A 21,331-nucleotide genomic window follows, 5' to 3' on the forward strand; every position below is an offset into this window, starting at 1 on the left:
AGGATAAGAGTCGCGTAATAACGTAAATTGCGGGCACAGATCAGCCGGAAGCGGAAATCCATGGCACTCCCTGCCGGGATACCATGGCGAACCTTTTTGATGAGGAGATGTGGGGTTTGATGAACGGAAAGAAGCTCGTTTCGAGGAGAAAGTGGTTAGAATGAAGACAGAGACCAAAACTGCCCGTCATGATTCAGAGGTTGGTCACTCTACGAGGAAGTAAGCGGCTTTAAGTGCAGCAGCCACTCCAGAAAGGCGGCGCAGAATTGCTTCTTGCCAACGGGCGTCGCCGACAGCCAATCCTCATCTCCGCAGCTCATACGCAGCAGCCAACCGCAGGAATGGTCGGCGAAAAAGGATGCGTACTGAAAGGCCCACCCTCGGCTGCTTCTGGAGCAAATACGCAGCTCTCCTGCGGTATGCCGGCATTTTACGCTTTTGGCGAATCTGGCGGACAGCCGGGAGTCACCCGTAGCAAGTTCAATATACCATTGCAGTTCCTGCAAGGAGCAGGAGTCCGACATTCTCAAGATTTCATCATATTCATATCTCGACATCAGAAGCGCGGGGCTCTCTCCGCTTATTTGTTCGGGGAGTGAAATGCCGCCCAGGAGAAAGGCGCACATCCCTTTCTTGCATTCGCAATCCTTTAAATCATGGCAGAAAGACTTCGATGTCTCCTGGCATACAGCGACTATTTTATCCATATGTACATATACGAACAGATCATTCTCTGTATCCCCGCTTGTATAGTGCAGACGGCAGATCCGATCCGTATCTTCCGGCAGCTCCAGCAGTTCTTGTTCCAGATGCTGCTCCATGTCTTCCGGCATCAGAAAGCGGGATAATTGCTTCGACTCATTAACATTCACTGTAATCGTTTCCTTCCGGTTTCCGGATTTGGGGGTTAAACCTCTCATTTCCGGGTGAATATCTAGCAATCTTTATGTTATCATAAGCTAATTTTAAGGTAAAATTAAGAAATGAAGGGTAATATTCATATTATGAAATAACTGTAATGAGGTGATTTCTAATGAAAATGATGATAACATTCCAAAACAAGCCCGTACCCGTATATTTTACTACGGAAAATAAGCAGCCGACTCAAAAAGTGCTCAGAATCCTGACAAGCACGCTGGAGCTCAAAATCAATAAAGGCAAAAATGCCCTCAAAAAATGTCTAAACTCATTGATTAGTATTGAAATTAAAGGCTCTGAGGCCATTTTGCACAGTTTCAGCGAGAACGATACTCTGGCACTGTCCCTCTATTAATGCTGGCGGCGGACATTCCTCCGAATAAGAAGAAACGGCTGCGCCGTCCTCTGGAAGAGGAAGGCATCCGTTTCTCGTAAAAATATCAGGTAAGGATAAGCGCGAAGCTTATACTTTCTGATATTTCTAGCAAAAGAGCATCTTCCGTGGGGAAGATGCTTTTATTTTGGGATTTTTAGCTGGATCATCCGGTCTTCTTGCCGGTGTTCTCCGCTTTTTCCGCCTTTTGAATCCGAAGCTGAAACAGTTTGACCAAATTGATTCTCGTCTGCTCGTGACAGTTGTCCAATTTTTTTATGATAAAACGGTCAATGGACATGCCAATCGCTCCTTTATTTCGCCTTGTATCCCCTATATAACCCGGCTATTTGCTTTTCAAACGGGCCGTTTCGCGTCCGGAATCCCTTGAAAACCTCTTGATTAATGACATAATATCCGTTTTAATCCACGTATTTTCTATATATTGACGAACCTTCGGCTAAAACAATGCTCTCAAGCAAATATGTAGAGGGAGACAAACTTCGGACTTCAAAACAGGTTCGCAAAAAAATTTGAACATAATGCGACATATTTTTTTGTCCGGCCGTTTATCTCCGTACAGCCCCGAATAGCTAGACCTTAATCCTCCAGTTCCCGCCGCCAGCCGTATTTGCGGGAGCGTGAGGACGCCGCCTTCTGTCCGGAGCCCGCTCCGCCTTTCCGTTTGGATTTGGCCTCCTTGGCGGTTTGATACACAAGCTCCCGCTGGGTTTTATGGTAGCTCTGCAGCCGTCTCGCCTCAAGCTCGCCGCTTTCCACAGCCTCCAGAACGGCGCAGCCCTCCTCCCGCTCATGCCGGCAGTCCGCATACCGGCAGCGCACCGCGAGCTGCGCAATATCGGCGAATGCGAGATCCAGCCCGCCTTCGTCCTCCCACAGCTGAAGCTCCCGCATTCCCGGGGTGTCGATGATCACCCCGCCGTCAGGCAGCAGAAACAATTCGCGGCGTGTCGTCGTATGCCGGCCCCTGCTGTCATCCTCCCTCACTTCCTGGGTAAGCTGAAGATCGGCGCCGCAGAGCCAGTTGACCATTGTCGACTTGCCGCAGCCCGAAGACCCGGTCAGGGCGATCGTCCGTCCTTCGCCGATATAGGGCAGCAAAGCATCGCGTCCGCAGTCCGTATGCGCGCTTACCGCATGAACGGGAACCCCCGGAGCCGCCATTTCCATCTCCGCTATTTTGGAACCCGGATCATCGCATAAATCCGCCTTGGTCAGCAGAATAACCGGTGACGCGCCGCTGTTCCAGGCCATAATGAGATATCTTTCCATCCGCCGGAGATTATAATCATCATTGAGCGCGCTGACCAGAAACAGGGTATCCACATTGGCGGCTACGATCTGCTCTTTCGGCTGCGTTCCGGCGGCCTTTCTGGATATCACACTGCGGCGGGGAAGCAAGCCATGGATGATTGCCTGCCCACCCTCCGCTAGCTTGACCGCGCTCCAGTCGCCGATAGCGGGGAAATCGCCGGAAGCTTCCAGCGAGTGCCGCAGCCTGCCCGACAGTTCTCCCCATCGTTCTCCTGCATCCGTCAATATCCGGTATTTGCTTCCGAAATCACCAACAACCCGCCCGGGAGTAAGAACCTCTCTGTCCGCTTGTTGCCCTGCTATACCATTCCATTGATTGATCCAATATTCATTCCATCCGTATTGCCGTATCGTCATGCGATACCTCCACTCATTTATTTTTCTTCTTGCAGATTCCTTCATTATTCTGCCGGGAACCGCGCCGCATGCCTTGAACATAGTGCGTTTTGGACGCAAAAAAACCCGCCGGAGCAAGTACGTTCCGGCGGGCGGTGACAGGCAAGGTCTCTTAGCTAAGAGACTCCTTGGCCTGCCTAACCTGGCGTGCGCTGCGGCGATGTCCTCTGGACGCCAAGCCGCTGCTCACATGCACATGCGGACAGACTTCTAGAGAGTCTTATACGCATATGCAAAAAAGCCGCCGGAACCGATACGGTCCCCGGCGGCGCTGATGGCATACGAAACATGCGCGCTTATGCTGCGGCGTCTACCCCACGCTCACAGCCTGTTCCCGGAAGACACGTATCCTGAGCAGTAACAACCGACAAGACCCAAGCCGTATAAACTGTCATAATACATCCTCTCCTTCCGGTAATATATGGTGTCATCATAAACGGGAAGACAGTCTGATGTCAACCCTTTAACCCGTCCAAATTACCGCCCAATTATAAAATGCTCCGCAGTTCGTGAAGCTCATCGATCGTCTTCCAGGGCTGCATATCCAGCTTGTCGTCCCACGAATGGTTGCGGCGCAGCCAAATGCCCCTCATACCGGAGCGTCCCGCTCCCCAAATATCGTTCACGGGATGATCCCCGATGAACACAGTCTCTTCGGGGCCATGTCCCAGCCTGTCCAGCGCCAGACGGTAGATGGCGGGGTCCGGCTTACTGATTCCGGCTTCACCGGAAATGACAATGCTCTTGAAATAACTCCGCAGCCCGAGCAAATCAATTTTTCCGTGCTGGATCTCGCTTTTTCCGTTCGTTAATAACCCCATTGCATAACCCCGCTCCCGAAGATAGCCGAGAGACTCTACCGCATGTTTCATCAGCGCGCCGTGACTGGAATATTTCAAGTCGTAGAAAGCGCGGATATCTTCAGCCGACACGGCTTCCCGCCAAGGCAGAACCTCGCTCAGCTCTCGAAAGAAACCATCCTTGTCCCGATACCCGTCGGCGTCCCTGATAATGATATCTTCCACAATTTCCAGCTGCCGGTCCGGGTCCAAATGGCCCAGAAAATGGAAAACGAACTGCGTGCTGAAGCTTCGAAAGGTGTAATCCCTGTCCATGAGCGTATTGTCAAGATCAAACAGCAAAGCCTTTACCGTTTCCATACCTGATTCCCCTTGTCTTTCTATATGCGTCTTTGCCCGTAAGCGGGCTGTCAGGAATCATTGTACTATGGCGCTTTACTTTATGAAAAGGCCGTTTCTCAAAAAAGGAGCAATCCGGACCGTTCTCATATTTTCCGAAGAGAATCATTAGCATTTAACGGGATACGCCGACGATTTTTCAGACTGGCAAGAAAATAAACAACCGGCAAGGTCAGCAGCAAGCATCCGGCGGCAATCATTCCGCTCACCTGCCCGTAATGATAGGCTGCAGTCCCCAGCCATGAGCCGAAGGAGCCCCCAAGATAATATCCGACCATATAGAGCGAATTCAGACGGCTGTGATGCCCCGGATTCAGGCGGCTTATGCGTCCTTGGTTCAAAGTCATGTTCATGCGGGAGCCTACATCAAGCACAAAAGTAACGGCTATGAGGACAGACAGATGATACCAGCCCATGCCTAACAATATAAAGGAGAACATCATCGTCAGCAGCGCAGCCACATTCCACCCGCGCGCATGAATTCCGTCAGACAGCCGTCCAGCGAAGCCTGCCGCCAAGGCGCCGGCGATCCCGATAATGCCGAAGGTTCCGGAGATCCCGTTCCCGAAGTGATAGGGCGCGCCACTGAGAATGAAGGAAAGGGGAACCCAAAAGACATTAAAGGCGGCAAAGGCGGCCGCGCCGAAAAATATCGTTTCTCTTAATATCGGCTCCTCTCGCAGCAGGGGAATCATGGACAGCATGATTTTTGGGTAGGAGTCTTGCTTCTTGGCCGAATCCTCCGGCAGTTTCACAAACACATAACCGGCAAACAGCGTTAAAATCCCGGCTGCAAGCCAGTGTACGGTCCGCCAATCGAACATCTGTCCGATCCACCCGCCGGCAACACGGCCAACGAGCACACCTAGAAAGACGCCGGTCAGCAGTCTGCCAGTGACGGTCCCCTTTTTCTCCGAATCCATGTTGGAAGAAACGTACGGAATAATGAGCTGCGCCGCAACCGTGCTGAGCCCAAGACCCAAAGCGGCAACGAGCAGAAGGCTAAACGAAGGCGCGATTGTCATAACAACAAGCCAAAAAGCCGATAAAAGCAGGCTCGCAACAATCAGCTTGCGTCTGTCAAACCGGTCTCCAAGCGGAACGATAAATAATAAGCCAAGCGTGTAGCCCACCTGCATCATCGTAAACAGTAAACCGGATGCATTTTGAGGCACATGATAGCTGCTCGCGATATCCGACAGCAGAACCTGATCATAATACAGATTGGCAACGGCCAGCGCGCACACTACGGTAAGCAGCCATTGCAGAGTAACGGGGAAAACTTTAAGCTTAGTAACGGATTCCATGACGGATCATCCTCTCTTCTTAATACGATACAGTGTATAATCATCGCTGTAAGGCATGAAGAGACGCATGATCCTAGGACTTAGAATCCTATGCAAGAGAAAGGGGCTGGCTTTGCCGTCGTGACTCAAGACAAGCATCTGGAACTGGGACTTTTTTTAAGAAAAAAACGCGCTTCGCTTACACCGGAGGAGGTTGGTCTGCCCCCTGGAAGCAGGCGGCGGGTAGAGGGACTACGCCGGGAGGAAGTTGCGGAATTGGCCGGTTTAAGCAGCGATTGGTATGTTCGTTTGGAGCAGGGCAGGCCTGTGCGCCCTTCAGCCGAGGTATTGCTTGCATTAAGCAATGCGCTTCAGCTCAATCGAAAGGAACGGGAATATTTGTATACACTGGGGGCGCAGCGGCTGCCTGATGAAACGCCAGATTCATTTAAGGTCAGTCCCGGGATGCAGCAGTTTCTGGATTTGCAGAACCCTTATCCCGCTTATATTTCCGACCACGAATGGAATATTATGGCCTGGAATCGGGCTGCCCGGTCGGTATTCGGAGATTACTCCGCAATGTCCAAGCTGCAGCGCAATTCAATCTGGCGCGCGTTCATGGACCCGTATATGCAAATGCTGCTGGACAACTGGGAAGGACATTCCAAACTGCGCGTGAGTCAATTGAGGATGGCTCATAGCCAGCTGCCTGAGAATCCGGAACGGACGGAATTAATTCATCAACTGCGCACGCACAGCGAAAAATTTGCAAATTGGTGGAATGAACAGACGATTGCGGGAACGCCGGAGGGCAAAAAACTGATCCACCATCCCCTCGCCGGCGATATTCGCCTAAATTATCTTTCTTTTCAATCCGAGGAACTGCCGAATGCGACGATTACCATTCATCTGGCAAGCGATACGGAATCGAAACAGCGGCTGGAGCGGCTGCAGGAACAAAGCAAATCATGACCGTTCAAGCCCTGCAAGAAGAGGACAAGAATTCCCTAGACATTCAAGCTCACCAAGTGCCGTGGCACTGCTTACCCGAAATGCTCCGGACGGTGGGTCAGCATCAATTCCTCTTCGGTAATATACAGCGGAAAAGGCGGCATTTCCTTCAAATACCTCTGACTTGCCAGCAAATGATAGTGAACCTCGGGAAGGTCCGATTCTTCAAGCAGAGGCAGCTTGCCCGTATCGCTGATATAATTGTCAACCGCAGACTGCACCATATCAAGAAAATAGGGAATCTCTTTATCCTTTTCTTCAAAGATCTCAAACGTTTCTCTCGACAGATAGAACTTCTGCTCGGACCTTCCGCCCAAATAACGGGCCAGCCGGGACAGATCAATGCTTTTGTCTTCCCGCATCAACACAGTCCGGTTGATTTTGCCGGGCATATCCTTTTCAAATTGACGAACAGCCTGCTTGACTTCGGGCAAGGTTACGGTAACTTGGCGGGGGACGGCTTCTTTCTTAAACTTTTTAAAAAGCATATCGAAAGACTCCTTTCTAGCTTTTCGTAGATAGCGCTTACAATTCCATTTTACTCGATTCTGCAAATTTTAATCAATTCAAAATTGAACCGTCACAGAAATGTAAGATTAATAAGAAAATTATTTGACAGATTCCCATTTCGTCCACATTTCCCGGGGATTCAGCTCGTAATTGTCATTTTCCCTGTACATGAACTGATGCATGATGAACTCGCGGCGGATTGTGGCGCAATCGTCATGATACTGCTTGATGAAGGTGTTGATTTCTTTCTCGCTGTAGACAACGCCCGGCTTCAACTGTTCGACAATATGCTGCAGGGCAATCAGCTTCTTCTTGTACTGCGCCGGAATTTGCCGCAAACGGCCGTCCTTGGCGAAGAAATTGCGGAGTACCGACTCCTTCAGCTTCTGTTCCTTGCTCTCCTCTTCCATTTCATCCGCTCCCTTATCAAAAATAAACTGCAGCGACGCCTCCCCGCCCTTCCGGATAAATTCCGGATTCAGCGTGAAATAGACGGTATTCTTGTCACGGCGTTCCTTAATGAGCGCTGCCGAGCGCAGCTTGGCCGCATGATGCGTTACCGTCGGCTGCGACAGGTTCAGCTTCTCCGCAAGCGCCTGGCCGTTCATTTCCCCTTGCGACAGGAGCAGGAGCATGCGAAGGCGCGTGGGATCGGCAAGGGCTTTATGGTAACCTACGATTTTATCCAGCTGCATCAAAGACACTCTCCTCTTAACGTAAACTCATTAGATATATGTCTAATTATATAATGAACGATACTGTTAAAGCAAACGGAACATTCGTCGGCGCGCCCTGCCCTGGAAAAACAGTGCAAATTGCGGTAGGATGTAGTTTGCACGTTCCACACGGACGAAGAAATTACGATAAATAAACGGGAGGGAATCCGCATTATGTATGAAGTCATTATCATTGGCGCAGGGCCATGCGGCTTGTCCGCCGCCATTGAATGCCGCAGGCAGGGCCTGTCCGCGATCATTGTGGAGAAGAACTTTATTGTCCACTCCATCTACCTGTATCCGACCCATATGCAATTTTTCAGCACTCCGGAGCTGCTGGAAATCGGCGATGTTCCCTTTACGACGCCGAACGAGAAGCCGTTCCGCCACGAGGCGCTCGTCTACTACCGCAAGGCTGCAGAGCTGCACGGTCTGGAAATCGCCTCTTATGAAGAAGCGACTGCCATCGAGCGGCTCGATGACGGGACATTCAGCGTTAATACGGTGAACCGGCGGGGCGAGCGCCAGACGCGGCAAGCAGGCTCTGTCGTCATCTCCACCGGCTACTTCGACCAGCCGAACTGGATCGGCATTCCCGGCGAGGATTTGCCGAAGGTGGCCCACTACTTCAGGGAAGCGCACCCTTACACCGGCATGAAGGTGGCGATTATCGGAGGCAGCAATTCGGCCGTGGACGCGGCTCTTGAGCTGATTCGGGCCGGTGCTTCGGTCGATATGATCTACCGCGGTGACAGCATCTCCGGCAATATCAAGCCTTGGGTGCGCCCAATCTTTGAAAGCATGGTGCAAAAGGAAAAGATCCGGCTACATCTTGCTTCCAAAGTTACCGAAATTACGCCGGACACGGTTGTCGTGTCTTCTGTTTCCCGGGATGAATCCTACACTCTGGAGAATGATTTCGTTCTGGCGATGACCGGCTTCAGACCGGACCGCACGCTGATGTCCTCCATCGGCGTCTTGATGGACGACGATATGGATAAGCCCGTATATGATCCGGCGACGATGGAGACGAACATTCCGGGCGTATACGTGGCCGGCGTTATCGCCTCCGGCCGTAACGCCAACGAGATATTCATCGAGACGGGACGCCGGCACGGGGCGCTGATCGCGGAGCATCTGGCAGCCAAGCGTCTGACTGAAGATAAGGAGCGGAACTGAAGATGGACTACACTGCTCTGCTCCTTCTGGGTCTGGCCGGACTTGGCATCATCAGCAGCAATTCAACCGTAACCATCGCCATGGTAGTGCTGCTGCTAGTGCGGCTGCTCGGCCTGCATCAGGCTTACCCCTGGCTTGAAAAGTATGGCCTCACGGTTGGCATCATCATCCTCCTGATCGGCGTCATGACCCCGCTGGCCAGCGGACGAATCTCGCTGCAGACCGTGGGGGAGGCATTTCTCCATTGGAAATCGCTAACTGCTATCGGTATAGGCATTCTTGTCGCTTATCTTGGCGGCCGGGGAGCAACCCTGATCGGCAGCCAGCCGACGATTGTCGCCGGTCTCTTGATCGGAACCGTCATCGGCGTCGCCGTCTTCAAAGGCGTTCCGGTCGGACCGCTCATCGCCGCGGGCATCCTGTCGCTCATCATCGGAAGAATGTGAGCATGCATGCACACAGAGGATAGAAACCGGCTTGGATCAAGCGGATTCTACCCTCCGTTATCTTTTCTTGGCAGTCCGTACGCGGTTCTCCCGGTACAGGCGCTTATTGACTTTTGTTCCGTACAGTGTTTTGATATTTTTAAATCCTTTCCAAAGGATTATAGCAGCACCCGAACTTCAGGAGGATAATGATGTCAAGACAATTTGTGACTGAAGCCGTTATGATGGCCATTTACGGCCAACTGCTGGTACCGAATCGACCGGTAGAATATATCGTTCCCTATACTACAATACTTGAACTGTACGAGCTCCGGGATAGCGACGAGCCGCTGATGAACATTCCCGACGACGATCAGCACGTCAAGGCTAAGATCGGTGAACTGATCGCCTATTTCGAGCAGCCGCTTAACCAGAAAAAGATCCGCCGCTGTCTGAACGTTCCATGGGCTAAAAGTCCGGCCATCCTGCTCGGCGAGCGGGCACAAATAACCGTCATCAACAGTGTGGACAATGCCAGTTACGGCGAAACCTACGACCCGATCGAGACCGAGCTTTTGCTGACCTCGCAGCGGGGAAAGGTTCCGATCTTGACCGATCAGGTCGAGCTGATCCATCGGATTATCGACGGAGGCGTCCCTGTAATGGTATACGATATCGACGATTTTGAATTCGCCATGGAAGAAGAAACCTTCCGCCGGTCCCATTGACCGCCGCGTTCCCTTGCAGCGGCCGCAAACGCAAAAATCAGCCCTTGCCTTCGGCAAGGGCTCCAGTTGTTGTATCACTTGTTTGCGCTAGCGCCGGCGGCGGCTTCCGGCACTTTCTCCCCGCCAGCCTCAGGCTCATACCGGTACTCGATATCATCTTCTTCCGGCGAGTAGATGATCGACAGTCCGTACCCTTCCATATACCACAAATCCTGCTCCTCCATGTAAAAAACGACGCCCTCCCGGGAGGCTTGAAGTCCCGGACGCCCCGGCGGTTCCACGGCAATGCCGAGCGAAAATCCGGGATGAAGCCCGCCGCCGGAGCTGTATCTTGGAAACAGGCGGACGCAGTCGCCGTCCGTCAAACCGAGCTCCCGCTTGAACCAGGAGGCGGCTTCAGGACTGACAGATATGCTCATACAGCTCTCAACTCCTTTGTCTGTTATTTTTATCATACCCTAATCCCAGGCTCTATTCCAACCACTAGCGAAATAACGCGATCCAAACTAAATTGAATTTGTTAAAAAACATGTTTGACAATTTCGGAGGACCGGTGATAAACTCGACATGAGCGAAACGTCTTCTAATCATTACCAAATTTTTAACGAAAGGGTGATCTCGGTGTTTACATTTATGGATATTCATCACACTATTGTCGGCAGCATTATCCAACAGAATACCGAAGCAGCCCTGCAGGTGAATCTTCCCCGGAAGCGCGCGTTCTAGCCGCTTTAGTTGTCGGGAAGCCGAACATTTTACTGGCCGGTGCTGTCATGCACCGTGCGCATGATACGTTTGAGAAACCAGGCATATCGTCCGTTAACGGATGGTATGCCTTTTTTTGCTCTTCACCGACCGTTAATCCCGATTAACCTCTGGGCTGTATTGGAAGGCGCCACTCCTAAGCGAAAGGAAGGGATTTCATGTTTTCCGTATTAAAAGATCTCGGCTGGTTCTTCCGCCGGGAGAAAAGACGCTATACGATCGGCTTGTTCGTGCTGATCTTTGCCGGCGTCATTGAACTGCTGCCTCCGCGTCTTTTGGGTAACGCCATTGACGAAATCGTACACGGATCCATTACGGCAGACTCGCTAATCAAGTACATTGTTATGATTCTCGCGCTGCTTCTCATCATCTACTGGATCACTTACATATGGATGCGCAGCCTGTTCGGAGGATCGAATCTGGTGGAACGCCTGCTGCGTTCCCGGTTTATGACCCATCTGCTTACGCTGACACCCTCATTCTTCGAGCGAAACCGCACCGGAGACCTGATGGCCCGGGCCACCAACGACATCCGGGCGGTATCCGTAACCGCAGGCTTTGGGATGCTGACGCTGGTCGACTCCACTGTGTTCTTCTCTGTCGTACTCCTTGCCATGGGCTTTCTGGTGAGCTGGAAGCTGACGCTGGCTGCCGTGGTGCCCCTCCCGCTGATTGCGGTGGCAATGGTGATCTACGGCAAAGCCATTCATGACCGTTATAGTCTGGCGCAGGACGCCTTCGGCGATATGAACGACCAGGTGCTGGAATCCGTATCCGGCGTGCGGGTAATCCGTGCCTATGTGCAGGAGCGTCTGGATGAGAAACGATTCGGAGAAATCACCGATGATGTATTCCGCAAAAATATGGCTGTGGCCCGGGTCGATGCCTTTTTTGAACCGACCATCCGGTTCTGCGTGGGGCTGAGTTACATTATCGGTCTGACGTATGGAATCTACCTCGTCTTCCGAAATCAAATCACGCTGGGCGACCTCGTATCGTTCAACATGTACCTTGGCATGATGGTCTGGCCGATGTTCGCCATCGGCGAGCTGATCAATATTATGCAGCGCGGCGGCGCTTCGCTCGAACGAATCGATGAGACGCTGAATTCCGTCCCGGATGTACAGGACCCGGCTCATCCGGCCAGTGTATCCGAACCTGATGGAATTGAATTCAACAATGTGACGTTTCGCTACCCTTCGTCGCCCATTGATAATTTGAGCGGTGTCAGCCTGTCGCTGGCCAAAGGCGAGACGCTCGGCGTTGTCGGCCGCACCGGCAGCGGCAAATCGACGCTGCTCAAGCAGTTGCTTCATGAATACCCAACCGGAACTGGCAGCATCCGCATTTCGGGTGTTCCGATTGAGGACATTACGCTAGACCGTCTGCACAGTTGGATGGGCTATGTGCCGCAGGAACAAATTCTGTTCTCCAAAACCGTGCGCGAGAACATCCAATTCGGACTCGAGCGCGCAAGCGACGACCAGATTCTGGAGGCGGTCTCCACCGCCGCCTTCCTCAGCGATCTGGATACGCTGGAAAGCGGCCTGGATACGCTTGTCGGCGAGCGCGGCGTCTCTCTTTCCGGAGGCCAGAAGCAGCGGGTATCGCTGTCCCGCGCTTTTATTGCCGAACCGGAAATCCTGATCCTCGACGACGCGCTGTCGGCTGTGGACGCCCGGACCGAAGCCCGGATTGTCGATAACATCCGCTCCCGTAGAGCTGGAAAGACGACATTGATCTCCACCCACCGCCTTTCCGCCGTGGAACATGCCGACCAGATCGTAGTTCTGGATGGCGGAGTAATAACCGAGCGCGGAACACACAAGGAATTGCTGGAGCTCGGCGGCTGGTACCGGGAGCAATACGAACGCCAGCAGGTGGAGAATAATCTGAACTAAAACCATTCACCAGGGAGGTGCCATCCATCTTGAAACAAAGTACGGGCAGACGCCTGCTGCAGTATGCGCTGCATGCGAAGACAACCTTCATCGCGGCGCTCCTCCTGCTCTCCATCGGAGTCGCAGCGGAGCTGGCGGGCCCTTTTATAGCCAGAAACATGATTGATAACCATATGCTTGCCATTGAGAGACCTTATTTTGAAACTAATTCGCAAGGCAACGCCGTCTATTACAATAATGAATATTTCAAGCGCGGCGACCGGTTTGAACCGGGAGAGTCCAAGGGCCGTGAGGTCCGACTGCTTCAGATTGGACGAAGCTTCTATTTCATCGGCCAGCCTGTTGAAGCGATAGACGGAAAGCGCAGCTATGTAGACAGTCAAGTCACGATCGACCGCGGTAGCGAGAGATTCAGCTATCCGGCCGTACAGCTTGCCATTGAAGATGTATTCGCTTTTTACAAGCCGGAGCTTCCCGGTATTTATAAGCTGGTCGCATTGTTCGGGCTGTTCCTGATGATCTCGATCTTCGCCGAATTCGGCAAGACCTACTGGCTGCAATCGTCGGCCAACCAGGTCGTTCGCAAGCTGAGAACGGATGTATACGCACATATCCAGCGGCTTCCGGTCTACTTCTTCGATAACCTGCCTGCGGGCAAGGTAGTATCCCGGGTAACCAACGATACCGAAGCGATCAAGGAGCTGTTCATTGCCGTCTTGTCGAACTTCGCCACCGGGATCATCAATATAATCGGCGTGTATACCGCCTTGTTCCTGCTGGATGTCCGGCTCGGGCTGGTCAGCCTGTTCATCGTCCCGGTCATCGTCATCTGGGTCATCCTGTACCGCAAAATCGCAACCAAATACAACACGATCATCCGCTCACGCCTGAGCGAGATTAACGCCATTATCAACGAATCAATTCAGGGCATGCCCATTATCCGCATCTTCCGCCGCCAGAAGCAGCGGCTGGACGAATTCGAAACGCTCAACGAAGACTATTTGAAGTATCAGAACAAAATGCTGAATCTCAACTCGCTGACCTCGCATAATCTGGTCGGTGCGCTGCGCAGTCTTTCCTTCGCGCTCGTGCTCTGGTATTTCGGCTTCGGCAGCCTTGGCGGCGGGACGGTCCTCTCTCTTGGCGTGCTCTATGCCTTCGTCGACGTACTGGGACGGATGTTCCAGCCCATTATCGGGATGGTCAATCAGCTTGCGAATCTCGATACCTCGATGGTGTCGGCAGGCCGCGTCTTCAAGCTCATGGATGAACCCGGGGAAGATGTGACTGACGGGGAAATGCCCCGGTACAGAGGGAATGTGGTATTCAAGGATGTCTCCTTTGCCTATAAAAAAGACTTCGTCCTGCGCGACATTTCGCTCACAGCACGCTCCGGCGAGACAGTCGCCCTTGTGGGTCATACCGGCTCAGGCAAAAGCTCGATCATCAATCTGCTGTTCCGTTTCTACGATCCGCAGCGCGGCACCATCTCCATTGACGGGCACAAAACGACGGATATTCCGAAGCAGTGGCTGCGCAAGCATATGGGTATCGTCCTGCAGGACCCTTATCTATTCACCGGGACGATCGCCTCTAATGTCAGCCTGGGAGACGAGAGCATTTCGAGGAAAAAAGTCGAATGGGCGCTCAGAGAGGTCGGCGCGGACCGGCTGCTGGCCCATCTGCCGCACGGTTTCGACGAACCGGTAGTGGAAAAAGGCAGCACGCTGTCTGCCGGACAGCGCCAGCTCATCTCGTTCGCCCGCGCGCTTGCCTTCGATCCGGCGATCCTGATTCTCGATGAGGCTACATCCAATATCGATACCGAGACGGAGAGCCTTATCCAGCAGGCGTTGGAGGTTCTTAAAAAGGGCCGGACGACATTTATCATCGCCCACCGCCTGTCGACCATCCGCAGCGCAGACCAGATTCTCGTCCTGCATCGGGGCGAAATCGTCGAGCGGGGCAGCCACGATGAGCTGATGGGGTTTGGCGGCCGCTACTACCGCATGTATCAGCTTCAGGTCGGCTCCGCCGCCCAGAGCGTGGATGCTGCTCAAGCATCCAAATCTGATCCGGCTGTAAAGGTTCCGGCCGCAATGCAATCAGCGCATTCGCAAAGTTAGGCTCTTTTGCTTCGCTGCCGGAAGCTCCGTAATCCCGAGAAGGGACGCGGAGCTTTTTCTTTCATTGCAAACGGAACATTTGTTCGTTATAATGGGATAATCACCCAATGAACGGAGTGAATTCGCTCTTGATAAGCTATGACGTATCCAAGCGCCAGGCTGCGCATTTTCTTCTGAAGCATCAACGGCTCGGCCCATACCGTCTGCCAGGCGGCAAAGCGAGCGTGTACCGCTACATCCGGCATGTCAACTGTATCCAGTATGACCCCCTGAATATCACCGGCCACAATCATGAGCTTGTGCTCCAAGCGCGTATCCCCGGCTTTGTGCCAGGGTTCGCGCAGGAGCTGTTGTATAAGGACAGGCTGCTGCTCGACGGCTGGGACAAGAATATGTCGATCTATTGCACGGAAGATTGGCCATACTTCCGAAGATTAAGGGACAGCGCAGCCGCCCGGCATGGTTCCAATGAAGCCGTGATGGCGCTTGTCCACAAGGTTCGAGCGGAGATTGCAGCACGCGGTCCGCTCTCCTCGCTTGATTTGGACTTTAAAGACAAAGTGGACTGGGCCTGGGCTCCCGCCAGGCTGTCCCGCGCGGCTCTGGAGAGCATGTATTATTGGGGAGAACTGTCCATCCATCGCCGGGTTCACACCCGCCGCTATTATGATTTTACGGCAAATCTCCTGCCGGAAGTACTTCTTGCCGAACCGGAACCTAATAGGGCGGAAGAATCGTACCATGACTGGTACGTGCTGCGGAGAATCGGAGCGATTGGCCTGCTGTGGAACAGGTCCGGCGATGGCTGGCTGGGAATAAGCGGTCTCAAGAGCGGGGAGCGCGCCGCCGCAATCCGGAGGCTGCTGCTTGCCGATTCCATCCGGGAAGTGAGGGTCGAAGGAATCAAGCCCCCGCTTTATGTTCGAACCTCCGACGCCTCTGATCTGGAAACGATTCTGAACGGTAGACCCGGCGATAATCCGTTCGAGACCGGACATTATGCCGCCGCATTGGCCCCCCTCGACAATTTGATCTGGGACAGAGAGCTTACTCGTCAGCTGTTTGGCTTTCATTACCGGTGGGAGGTATACAAGCCAGCCGGGGAGCGCTCCTATGGCTACTATGTGCTGCCGCTGCTCTATAACGACCGTTTTGCCGCCAGATTCGAGCCGGTTCTGAACAGAGCGTCCTGTGAACTTGTCATCCGTAACTGGTGGTGGGAAGCCGGAGAGGGTCCTCATATTTCCGGCTTGCTGGAGACGGCGAAATCTGCGGTTTCCTCGCTTGCCCTCTCCTTGGGAGCGGTCAGAATAACGGCATCGCCCCCTGCGGCGGCGCAGAGCGGCATTGAAGAATGGAATGAATAAAGCCTCTGCGGGCATTCCTGCCGGCAGAGGCTCTACTGTTCGGTTAATACTCACTGGCTTTAGTGATTTCGCCGCTTCAATTCGGCGGAAGAGGCGCCGCCTAATAAATCTTCATCATCCAGTTTGCCTTCCAACCCCAGCTTTCGGTACAGCTCCGAGCAGTAGCCCTGCAGCTTCAGCTCCAGGGCGCTGGCTTTATTCTTGAACCGCTTCAGTTCCCTGATTATGCGGGTTCTGCCGGCAGGAGTGAACGTGTCCTGAATTCGTTCCTTGAAATAATCGTGAACAATATAATTTCTCTGCTTCCAGACATGATGCAGCTGCGTCGTCTCTTCCTCCGAGAAAGAAAAATGATGCTGAATCTCCTTAATAAGCTGACCGAGTGAATTACCGAGTTTACGTTGATATAAATCCGTAAGCTCCGCCTCGGACGGTAAGGTCCCCTGGGAAAGCTTCGTCAGCAGGAGCAGGTTGGTAAGCTGCTGCTCCAATGCCTGGCAGTAATAGACGGCCAGTCCAAAATAGGCGAACAGCTCTTTGGAATGTTCACTTTGCGGTAATTGTGTGTCCTCCTTCATCTGCCCTCCGTCATTATGAAACGTTGTTGTAAATATAATGATCTAACGCTTATGTATGGATACAAACCTTTTATTTCTACATTCTAATATTCGCCGGGCTCCTGTTAATTCCCTCTTCCTTCTGCGACTCCTTTTAAGAATTTTATGACTATGAATTATATAAGCCAGCTTTCGCAAAAGCTGGCCCGTTACTCTAAAGTGTCAGTTATTGCTCACGAACATGTTCAAGCTAATACGGCAACAGCTTTACTTATTTGGCGACAGGCATCCGCACACTTCAAGCAAGCATTTATACATTCCTGACAATGCGTAAGCTTATATCTTCCGCTCACTCTGGCAGTGGCTTCACAAATCTCCGCGCATAGGCGGCAAATATCGGCAACAAAAGGACTTTGACGGATCATCGCCTGAATGGCGTAGGCGCAAATATCGGCGCATTCCCGGTCCATCCGGATACATTCCCGCAGCTCCGCAAGGTCATATTCTTTCAGGCTTGAGACATAGCTGACATTACAGGCGTTCATACATTTCAGACAAGAGTCGATGCAGTCCTGGTACTGAATTTGGGTCATAACCATTAACCTCCTGCAATCTGATTGATCCATGCCTTTGTATTAAACCTCGGCTGCAGGGACGAATCAGCAGATGCCGCCCTCCGCACCTTTTGCGCTGCTTCCCGGCTTGTCAGACAGTCCCAGATTCCCTGAAGCTACAAGCTTCTTTTTACGCTCCCGGGCAGGGTAAATCCCCGTCCTTCCAGCTTCAGCAGTTTCTTCCGCAGATCCCCTGACGAGAAGTGCTCCCCGATAAATACAGCCACGTCCGTGACCTCTCCCTGCGGGTTAATCTTTAGAAAATCCGATTCCCGGTATGCGTACTGGAACAGAAAGCGCCCCGAAGTATCGTTAAAGGTAAGCACACCCTTCGCTCTGTATACGTCGGCAGGCAGTTCTTTGATAAAGGCTTCAAATTCCACACTGTTAATCGGATTCTTAAAAAAGTGCGTATACGCCATTACATGATCATGCGCGGCCCGGTTGATATCGATGACATCAGTCTCCAATGCCTCCGTCAAGCCTTCCATTGTCGTCGAAGCCGAAGCATCCGTTTCTGGCGCACTCTCCGAGATTTCAACAAACGCTGAGTTATCCGTTCTGTTGATCAGTCTTTCCGGGTCCACCTCGCATCGTACCGCCGGAATAATTTCCGCGAACGCATTCCATTTGCGCAGAACCCCGTTCACTTCCTCCGCTTCTTCCGGGGACACGCGGTCCGTTTTGTTCAGAATCAGCACGGAAGCGCTGCGGATTTGTTCCTGCATCAGCCGGTATGAGGCTCCTTTCTGCTCTCTGTACAGCTGAAGCAGATGGGCGGCGTCGACTACGGTGATCAGCCCCTTTAACTCGACATTGCTGTAGAGCGATGTTTCCGTAACATTATCAATGATATCCAGAGGATTGGCTGCCCCCGTTGCTTCAATCACGATGACATCCGGTGACTCTTTTTTCACCAGGGTATTAAGCTCCATACTAAGATCCGCGCTTGCGGAGCAGCAGATGCAGCCGCCGAGCAGTTCCGCCATCGGCACCGATTTATCGACCATTATGCCGTCGAAGTTAACCTCTCCGAGCTCGTTCATGACGACGGCCGGACGCATGTCTTCATTTTTCCAATACTCCAGCAATCGGTACAGCAGAGTCGTTTTGCCGCTGCCAAGAAAGCCCGACAGTATATATACAGGAATGGTTCTATCCATATCTCATTCTCTCCTAAGGTATCTGTTCTGTAAGCGAGTGTACTACATTCCTTACCGGCGAAGCAACCTTATTAAATATTATGTATGCGCTTTCCAAGTAAACGCTCACATCTTCCTCCTTTCTCTTTCCTTGCAAATTGGCAATTCTATCCCCTATGATAGTGGCGTATGAGAATCATGTAAATTTGCGGCAAGGAGTGAAGAAGACCTATGAATTCAGTCGAACAGCACCGCATGGAAGCCCCGGATTCGGTCAATTGTTATATTATTACGGTCTCCGACACCCGGACGATGGATACGGATAAAGGCGGCCGCCTGATTGAGACACTGCTTGAAGAATCCGGCTACAAGATTGCCGGGCGAATCATTGTAAAAGACGATTATGACGATATCCGTGAGCTTATTCACGAATGCGCAGGAGATAGCGGCATTGAGGCCGTGCTGCTTACGGGTGGCACCGGTATTGCTCCCCGCGATACCACCTATGAGGCGGTCAAATCTCTGCTGGACAAAGAAATGCCCGGATTCGGGGAAATATTCCGTTATTTGAGCTTTGCCGAGGATATCGGAACCGCTGCCATCCTGAGCCGCGCGGTAGCCGGTACAGTCGGCAGCACCGCCGTGTTCTCCATGCCCGGATCAGTCGGAGCCGTCCGGCTTGCAATGACCCGGCTCATTATTCCCGAACTGCGGCATGTGATGCGCGAGATTTATAAATCCTCCTAAAATCTATCTGCAGCATCTTTAACCGGACCCTGAATGGGGTCTGGTTTTTTTGCATGTCTGGTTTTTTTGCATTGACACTGCCCATTCTCCCCGATATAATGTTGAACACTTTTCGCGAAAGTGGTTTTTGATTAACCATCCGGTTAATCGGAAAGGAACTTAATGAGCTCATTACCATTATTGCACCATAAAATCAATACGGTTGTCAGCCCCTTCCATGAAATGCTGTGCAGTCTGCATGTATTGTACCAGCCGGAGCATCATCCAAGGCGGCTAGAGTGGTCACAGGAGCTGCTGAGAAAAATGTCGCCCCAGCTTCGGGATGGCATCCGACAAATTGGCGGATTGACCGACTGCTGGACCGCATTAATCGACATTGCTGACCATGCGGGACAGCCTATGACCTGCCGTAAAGGCATAGATGCGCTGAACACCCTCCCGGAAGCCGAGCTAGTCCACTTGGCATTAAACAATAGAGTGCCGATTGGAAGCATCATCCAATGGATGAACGGCGCAAGAGGACTGGAAGATGAGGAACTAGAGGAGGCCGGGCTAACGCTGCTCGACTCGCTGCAGGAATTCCGCATGCTGCTTATAAGCACGCTTGCCGAGTACGAGGAATCTTTTTTTCGCCGGGAATGGCAGAATGTTGAACCTTGGCTGCAGACGGCCGCCGCCGCCTTTCAGCAGGAGGCCGAAAAGTCCGCGGAAAAGGCCATCGCTTCCTTGCATCCGCGCTTGTTCGCGGAGAACGGGACGATTACCGCCCAAAAAGCGAATACCTACCATTTTGCGTATGACAACTTGGAGCATATTTATGTGTTTCCCAGCGCCTTCATATTTCCTCATCTCTTAACCGGCTGGTACGGAAAAGATCTTTATCTGCCGCTCGCTGTCGACATTCCGGAACTGCCGTACAGCGAAGCCCCCCCGGTCGATCTGCTGCTGCGCTTCAAGGCGCTTGGCGACGAGACCCGGCTCAAGATCGTGAAGCTGCTCTGGAAAGGACCTCACTGCACGAAGCAGCTTGCTCCCGTGCTCGGGATATCCGAAGCGGCCGTGTCCAAGCATCTGAAGCTTCTGAGCGAAGCCGGTCTGATCAAGGCCAAACGCCGGGGAAACTACCAGTTTTACTCCGCCGACAAGGAAGAGTTTGAAATGACGCTTGTGCTGCAAAGACAGTTTCTGGAGCAATAACTTTATCAAGAGCCATATAAAGGAGCGCTTAGTAATGTGGCATACCGCCCTCGCGACATTGGTCAGGAATCAAAGGTCTAGTCTTAGAGCTTATCCCTGGACGTTTACGTTCGGCCACATCATTGATGGAACGTACCTTGTTCTCGTCACTTATTTTTCTTATGTATATCTGATTAAAGGCGATGTTGAGACCCAGTTTGCCGCCTATGCGGGCACCTCTGATTATTTAACGTATGTCATGATCGGCGGGGCGCTGAATCTGTTCTCGGTCAGCATGATTATGAATGTTTCGAGAGCACTGATTACGGAGTGGCGGGAAGGCACGCTGGAAGCGCTGCTGCTTTCCCCTTCCAGCCGTTTTGGTTATTTTGCGGGGACTGCTGTTCAGCAGCTTCTGCGCAGTCTGTTTGAGCTTGCGGTCGTGCTGATTTTCGGAATTGCGGCGGGTTTGCGGCTGCCTCATTTCGACTTTTTTTCCGTCCTGATTGGAATTTGCGCCTATTTATTGTCCTGTTTCTCCATGGGACTCCTGTTGGGCTGCGTAATGCTGCATACGAGGGATACTTTTTTTGTGCAAAATACACTGTTCGCGTTTACCGCCCTGCTGTGCGGATTTCAGTTCCCCCGGGAATATTTGCCCGAAGCTTTGCGGCTTACGGGAAATGTGTTTCCCTTGACCGATGCGCTGGCGCTGCTGCGGGGAAGCCTGCTGACGGGCGGGGTCATCCGCTTCGGCGATATAGTCCCCGTCCTGCTGCTCTGCGCCGTCTATACCGCGCTTGCTCTGTGGAGCAGCAGAAGGATCGAGCGGCGAATGTTCGAGCGGTATTGAAGGGCTA

At 52.4% G+C, this 21,331-nt stretch carries 22 protein-coding genes; 11 read left to right on the top strand and 11 right to left on the bottom strand.

What is annotated here, in order from left to right; all coding sequences use genetic code 11:
• Positions 1-209: 209 nt before the first annotated feature.
• Positions 210-872 (bottom strand): hypothetical protein, encoded by a 663-nt coding sequence (locus PDUR_RS15260; protein ID WP_042207010.1) that lies wholly within the window; start codon positions 870-872, stop codon positions 210-212.
• A 161-nt stretch (positions 873-1,033) separates the two neighbouring features.
• On the opposite strand from PDUR_RS15260, the gene PDUR_RS15265 reads away from it, so the two are divergent.
• Complete coding sequence (locus PDUR_RS15265) at positions 1,034-1,273, top strand: hypothetical protein (protein WP_025690382.1); 240 nt, start codon at positions 1,034-1,036, stop codon at positions 1,271-1,273.
• Positions 1,274-1,457: 184 nt separating this feature from the next.
• Here PDUR_RS15265 and PDUR_RS30095 read toward each other — a convergent pair whose 3' ends face one another.
• From PDUR_RS30095 to PDUR_RS15280, 4 genes are all read right to left on the bottom strand, one after another.
• A complete protein-coding gene (locus tag PDUR_RS30095) occupies positions 1,458-1,592 on the bottom strand; it encodes a hypothetical protein (RefSeq protein ID WP_269079187.1) in 135 nt (44 codons plus the stop codon).
• A gap of 299 nt (positions 1,593-1,891) precedes the next feature.
• Entirely contained in the window at positions 1,892-2,983 is a 1,092-nt protein-coding gene (rsgA, locus tag PDUR_RS15270; protein WP_042207011.1) for a ribosome small subunit-dependent GTPase A, read from the bottom strand.
• 527 nt (positions 2,984-3,510) lie between these two features.
• Positions 3,511-4,182: an HAD family hydrolase gene (locus tag PDUR_RS15275; RefSeq protein WP_042207012.1), complete on the bottom strand. Its 672-nt coding sequence runs from the start codon at positions 4,180-4,182 to the stop codon at positions 3,511-3,513.
• A gap of 125 nt (positions 4,183-4,307) precedes the next feature.
• Positions 4,308-5,528, bottom strand: a complete 1,221-nt coding sequence (locus tag PDUR_RS15280; RefSeq protein ID WP_042207013.1) for an MFS transporter — start codon at positions 5,526-5,528, stop codon at positions 4,308-4,310.
• Between the two features lie 90 nt (positions 5,529-5,618).
• Between PDUR_RS15280 and PDUR_RS15285 the strand changes: the two genes are divergently transcribed.
• Positions 5,619-6,479, top strand: a complete 861-nt coding sequence (locus tag PDUR_RS15285; protein ID WP_042207014.1) for a helix-turn-helix transcriptional regulator — start codon at positions 5,619-5,621, stop codon at positions 6,477-6,479.
• A gap of 71 nt (positions 6,480-6,550) precedes the next feature.
• Here PDUR_RS15285 and PDUR_RS15290 read toward each other — a convergent pair whose 3' ends face one another.
• Both PDUR_RS15290 and PDUR_RS15295 read right to left on the bottom strand, forming a co-directional pair.
• Positions 6,551-7,006, bottom strand: a complete 456-nt coding sequence (locus PDUR_RS15290; protein ID WP_042207015.1) for a DUF3939 domain-containing protein — start codon at positions 7,004-7,006, stop codon at positions 6,551-6,553.
• Between the two features lie 120 nt (positions 7,007-7,126).
• Positions 7,127-7,723: a DUF2087 domain-containing protein gene (locus tag PDUR_RS15295; protein WP_042207016.1), complete on the bottom strand. Its 597-nt coding sequence runs from the start codon at positions 7,721-7,723 to the stop codon at positions 7,127-7,129.
• Positions 7,724-7,918: 195 nt separating this feature from the next.
• On the opposite strand from PDUR_RS15295, the gene PDUR_RS15300 reads away from it, so the two are divergent.
• The 3 genes from PDUR_RS15300 to PDUR_RS15310 all read left to right on the top strand — a co-directional run bounded on the left by PDUR_RS15300 (position 7,919) and on the right by PDUR_RS15310 (position 10,076).
• Positions 7,919-8,923 (top strand): YpdA family putative bacillithiol disulfide reductase, encoded by a 1,005-nt coding sequence (locus tag PDUR_RS15300; protein ID WP_042207017.1) that lies wholly within the window; start codon positions 7,919-7,921, stop codon positions 8,921-8,923.
• A 2-nt stretch (positions 8,924-8,925) separates the two neighbouring features.
• On the top strand, positions 8,926-9,369 hold the full coding sequence (locus PDUR_RS15305) for a DUF441 domain-containing protein (protein ID WP_042207018.1): 444 nt from the start codon (positions 8,926-8,928) through the stop codon (positions 9,367-9,369).
• Between the two features lie 191 nt (positions 9,370-9,560).
• Positions 9,561-10,076 carry a hypothetical protein gene (locus PDUR_RS15310; protein ID WP_042207019.1) on the top strand — a complete coding sequence of 172 codons (516 nt, stop codon included), beginning with the start codon at positions 9,561-9,563 and terminating at the stop codon, positions 10,074-10,076.
• Positions 10,077-10,150: 74 nt separating this feature from the next.
• On the opposite strand, the gene PDUR_RS15315 is transcribed toward PDUR_RS15310, so the two are convergent.
• Positions 10,151-10,495, bottom strand: coding sequence for a HesB/YadR/YfhF family protein (locus tag PDUR_RS15315; RefSeq protein WP_042207020.1), 345 nt, complete (start codon positions 10,493-10,495; stop codon positions 10,151-10,153).
• A gap of 504 nt (positions 10,496-10,999) precedes the next feature.
• On the opposite strand from PDUR_RS15315, the gene PDUR_RS15320 reads away from it, so the two are divergent.
• From PDUR_RS15320 to PDUR_RS15330, 3 genes are all read left to right on the top strand, one after another.
• Entirely contained in the window at positions 11,000-12,742 is a 1,743-nt protein-coding gene (locus PDUR_RS15320; protein WP_042207021.1) for an ABC transporter ATP-binding protein, read from the top strand.
• 29 nt (positions 12,743-12,771) lie between these two features.
• Positions 12,772-14,868, top strand: coding sequence for an ABC transporter ATP-binding protein (locus PDUR_RS15325; protein ID WP_042207022.1), 2,097 nt, complete (start codon positions 12,772-12,774; stop codon positions 14,866-14,868).
• A gap of 107 nt (positions 14,869-14,975) precedes the next feature.
• Positions 14,976-16,235: a DNA glycosylase AlkZ-like family protein gene (locus tag PDUR_RS15330; protein WP_233277382.1), complete on the top strand. Its 1,260-nt coding sequence runs from the start codon at positions 14,976-14,978 to the stop codon at positions 16,233-16,235.
• A 59-nt stretch (positions 16,236-16,294) separates the two neighbouring features.
• Here PDUR_RS15330 and PDUR_RS15335 read toward each other — a convergent pair whose 3' ends face one another.
• The 3 genes from PDUR_RS15335 to PDUR_RS15345 all read right to left on the bottom strand — a co-directional run bounded on the left by PDUR_RS15335 (position 16,295) and on the right by PDUR_RS15345 (position 18,569).
• The gene (locus tag PDUR_RS15335) at positions 16,295-16,813 is read right to left on the bottom strand and encodes a hypothetical protein (RefSeq protein WP_042207023.1); all 519 of its coding nucleotides are present in this window, start codon (positions 16,811-16,813) and stop codon (positions 16,295-16,297) included.
• A gap of 224 nt (positions 16,814-17,037) precedes the next feature.
• Entirely contained in the window at positions 17,038-17,385 is a 348-nt protein-coding gene (locus tag PDUR_RS15340) for a four-helix bundle copper-binding protein (protein WP_156130472.1), read from the bottom strand.
• 137 nt (positions 17,386-17,522) lie between these two features.
• Positions 17,523-18,569: a CobW family GTP-binding protein gene (locus PDUR_RS15345; protein ID WP_042207025.1), complete on the bottom strand. Its 1,047-nt coding sequence runs from the start codon at positions 18,567-18,569 to the stop codon at positions 17,523-17,525.
• A gap of 210 nt (positions 18,570-18,779) precedes the next feature.
• On the opposite strand from PDUR_RS15345, the gene PDUR_RS15350 reads away from it, so the two are divergent.
• The 3 genes from PDUR_RS15350 to PDUR_RS15360 all read left to right on the top strand — a co-directional run bounded on the left by PDUR_RS15350 (position 18,780) and on the right by PDUR_RS15360 (position 21,324).
• Positions 18,780-19,295, top strand: a complete 516-nt coding sequence (locus PDUR_RS15350; RefSeq protein ID WP_042207026.1) for a MogA/MoaB family molybdenum cofactor biosynthesis protein — start codon at positions 18,780-18,782, stop codon at positions 19,293-19,295.
• Positions 19,296-19,457: 162 nt separating this feature from the next.
• Positions 19,458-20,492, top strand: a complete 1,035-nt coding sequence (locus PDUR_RS15355; RefSeq protein WP_081949543.1) for an ArsR/SmtB family transcription factor — start codon at positions 19,458-19,460, stop codon at positions 20,490-20,492.
• A gap of 34 nt (positions 20,493-20,526) precedes the next feature.
• On the top strand, positions 20,527-21,324 hold the full coding sequence (locus PDUR_RS15360) for an ABC transporter permease (RefSeq protein ID WP_042207028.1): 798 nt from the start codon (positions 20,527-20,529) through the stop codon (positions 21,322-21,324).
• Positions 21,325-21,331: the final 7 nt, after the last annotated feature.

This window comes from Paenibacillus durus (assembly GCF_000756615.1).
Taxonomy (GTDB): Bacteria; Bacillota; Bacilli; order Paenibacillales; family Paenibacillaceae; genus Paenibacillus_AQ; species Paenibacillus_AQ durus.

Excerpts from the sequence above, each read along its gene's own strand:
- PDUR_RS15265 (WP_025690382.1), top strand. The coding sequence starts at position 1,034 with ATGAAAATGATGATAACATTCCAAAACAAGCCCGTACCCGTATATTTT.
- PDUR_RS30095 (WP_269079187.1), bottom strand. The coding sequence starts at position 1,592 with ATGTCCATTGACCGTTTTATCATAAAAAAATTGGACAACTGTCACGAG.
- rsgA (WP_042207011.1), bottom strand. The coding sequence starts at position 2,983 with ATGACGATACGGCAATACGGATGGAATGAATATTGGATCAATCAATGG.
- PDUR_RS15275 (WP_042207012.1), bottom strand. The coding sequence starts at position 4,182 with ATGGAAACGGTAAAGGCTTTGCTGTTTGATCTTGACAATACGCTCATG.
- PDUR_RS15280 (WP_042207013.1), bottom strand. The coding sequence starts at position 5,528 with ATGGAATCCGTTACTAAGCTTAAAGTTTTCCCCGTTACTCTGCAATGG.
- PDUR_RS15285 (WP_042207014.1), top strand. The coding sequence starts at position 5,619 with ATGCAAGAGAAAGGGGCTGGCTTTGCCGTCGTGACTCAAGACAAGCAT.
- PDUR_RS15290 (WP_042207015.1), bottom strand. The coding sequence starts at position 7,006 with ATGCTTTTTAAAAAGTTTAAGAAAGAAGCCGTCCCCCGCCAAGTTACC.
- PDUR_RS15295 (WP_042207016.1), bottom strand. The coding sequence starts at position 7,723 with ATGCAGCTGGATAAAATCGTAGGTTACCATAAAGCCCTTGCCGATCCC.
- PDUR_RS15300 (WP_042207017.1), top strand. The coding sequence starts at position 7,919 with ATGTATGAAGTCATTATCATTGGCGCAGGGCCATGCGGCTTGTCCGCC.
- PDUR_RS15305 (WP_042207018.1), top strand. The coding sequence starts at position 8,926 with ATGGACTACACTGCTCTGCTCCTTCTGGGTCTGGCCGGACTTGGCATC.
- PDUR_RS15310 (WP_042207019.1), top strand. The coding sequence starts at position 9,561 with ATGTCAAGACAATTTGTGACTGAAGCCGTTATGATGGCCATTTACGGC.
- PDUR_RS15315 (WP_042207020.1), bottom strand. The coding sequence starts at position 10,495 with ATGAGCATATCTGTCAGTCCTGAAGCCGCCTCCTGGTTCAAGCGGGAG.
- PDUR_RS15320 (WP_042207021.1), top strand. The coding sequence starts at position 11,000 with ATGTTTTCCGTATTAAAAGATCTCGGCTGGTTCTTCCGCCGGGAGAAA.
- PDUR_RS15330 (WP_233277382.1), top strand. The coding sequence starts at position 14,976 with ATGAACGGAGTGAATTCGCTCTTGATAAGCTATGACGTATCCAAGCGC.
- PDUR_RS15335 (WP_042207023.1), bottom strand. The coding sequence starts at position 16,813 with ATGAAGGAGGACACACAATTACCGCAAAGTGAACATTCCAAAGAGCTG.
- PDUR_RS15340 (WP_156130472.1), bottom strand. The coding sequence starts at position 17,385 with ATGACCCAAATTCAGTACCAGGACTGCATCGACTCTTGTCTGAAATGT.
- PDUR_RS15345 (WP_042207025.1), bottom strand. The coding sequence starts at position 18,569 with ATGGATAGAACCATTCCTGTATATATACTGTCGGGCTTTCTTGGCAGC.
- PDUR_RS15350 (WP_042207026.1), top strand. The coding sequence starts at position 18,780 with ATGAATTCAGTCGAACAGCACCGCATGGAAGCCCCGGATTCGGTCAAT.
- PDUR_RS15355 (WP_081949543.1), top strand. The coding sequence starts at position 19,458 with ATGAGCTCATTACCATTATTGCACCATAAAATCAATACGGTTGTCAGC.
- PDUR_RS15360 (WP_042207028.1), top strand. The coding sequence starts at position 20,527 with ATGTGGCATACCGCCCTCGCGACATTGGTCAGGAATCAAAGGTCTAGT.